The 1,415-nt window shown below is 79.3% G+C and carries 2 protein-coding genes; both read left to right on the top strand.

Translation table 11 applies throughout. From position 1 onward, the window contains the following. Positions 1-456: ATP-binding cassette domain-containing protein (locus ABZW03_RS40855; RefSeq protein WP_355269947.1), on the top strand; the 456-nt coding region annotated here is incomplete at its 5' end. Beyond that, the coding region (locus ABZW03_RS40850; RefSeq protein ID WP_355269945.1) for an ABC transporter permease at positions 456-1,415 on the top strand (960 nt) is incomplete at its 3' end. The genes ABZW03_RS40855 and ABZW03_RS40850, both read left to right, overlap by 1 nt.

Genomic DNA, 1,415 nt, shown 5'->3' with positions numbered 1-1,415 from the left:
CCACCACCCCGGCGGCCGTCTCCACCACTCCCCGAACCGTCCTCGGCAGCATCCGGGTGCCTCCCAATCGCCTGCGCGCGCCGCTGCGCCGCCCTGCGCGCCGTCGGCCTGGCCGAGCGCGCCGGGCACCGGCCGAGCGCGCTCTCCGGCGGCCAGCAGCAGCGCGTCGCCCTGGCCCGGGCCCTGGTCACCCGCCCCGACGTGCTCTTCGCCGACGAGCCCACCGGCGCGCTGGACACCCGCACCTCCGGCGAAGTCCTGCGGCTGCTACGGCGGTTGGTGGACGAGCAGGCGCAGACCACGATCATGGTCACCCACGACCCGACGGCCGCCGCCGTCGCCGACACCGTGGTCTTCCTCCAGGACGGCCGGATCGCCGACCGGCTGGACCTCGACGGCGACACCGCCCGCTCCGCCGCCGCCGTGGCGGCCCGCATGGCCCGACTGGAGGCGTGATGCTGGTCCTCGCCAACGTCCGCGAGCGCTGGGCCGGTTACCTGGCCTGCTGGCTCGCCGTGCTGGTCGGCGTCGGCCTGATCGCCGCCACCCTGACGGTCCACGAGTCCGCCCGCCCGGCCGTCCAGCCCCGCCTCGCCGCCGCCACCGCGCTGGTGCTCCCGCCGCAGGCCGCCGACCGCGGCGGCAGCCCCAAGGACCGCATCCCGTGGAGCCCCGCCGAGGCGCAGGCCCTGACCGAGCGGCTGCGCACGCTGCCCGGCGCGGCCGCCGTGGTGGTGGACCGCGCCTTCTACGCCCAGGCCGTCCGGGACGGCCGTCCGGTCCCGGACGAGGGCGCGGCCGAGGCCGGCCACGGCTGGTCCTCGGCCCGGCTGGCCCCGTACCGGCTGCTCACCGGCCGGGCCCCGGAGGCCGCCGACGAGGTGGCGGTCGACCGCTCCCTCGGCGTCCCGGCCGGCGCCCGGCTGACCGTCAACCTCACCGCCGGCCGCGGCGAGTTCACCGTCGTCGGCACCGTGGACGGCCCCGGCTACTACCTCAGCGACGCCGCGGCCGCGCAGCGCGACCCGGGCGTGCGCACGATCGCCCTGCTCCCCGCCCCCGGCACCCCGCCCGCCCGGCTGGCCGCGGCCGCCCGTACGGCCGTCGGCGACGGGGCGACCGTGGTCACCGGCGACGGCCGGGCCGCGCTCCAGCCCCGCCACGTCGAGCACCGGCGCTTCCTCGGCACCCAGCTGATCGCCGCGCTGGCCACCCTCGGCCTGTTCACCACCGGCTTCGTGGTCGCCTCGATGCTCGTCCTCGCCACCGGCCTGCGGCGGCGCGAACTCGGCCTGCTGCGCACCCTCGGCGCCACCCCGGGCCAACTGCGCCGGATGGTCCTCGGCGAGGCCGCGGTGGTCGGCGTGCTGGGCGCGGCGGCCGGCTGCCCGGTCGGCCTCGCGGCCGCCCCGCTG

Source organism: Kitasatospora sp. NPDC004799 (assembly GCF_040609095.1).
Lineage (GTDB): Bacteria > Actinomycetota > Actinomycetes > Streptomycetales > Streptomycetaceae > Kitasatospora.
The sequence above is the reverse complement of the archived record's forward strand: the minus strand, read 5'-3'. Positions and strand labels throughout refer to the sequence as shown.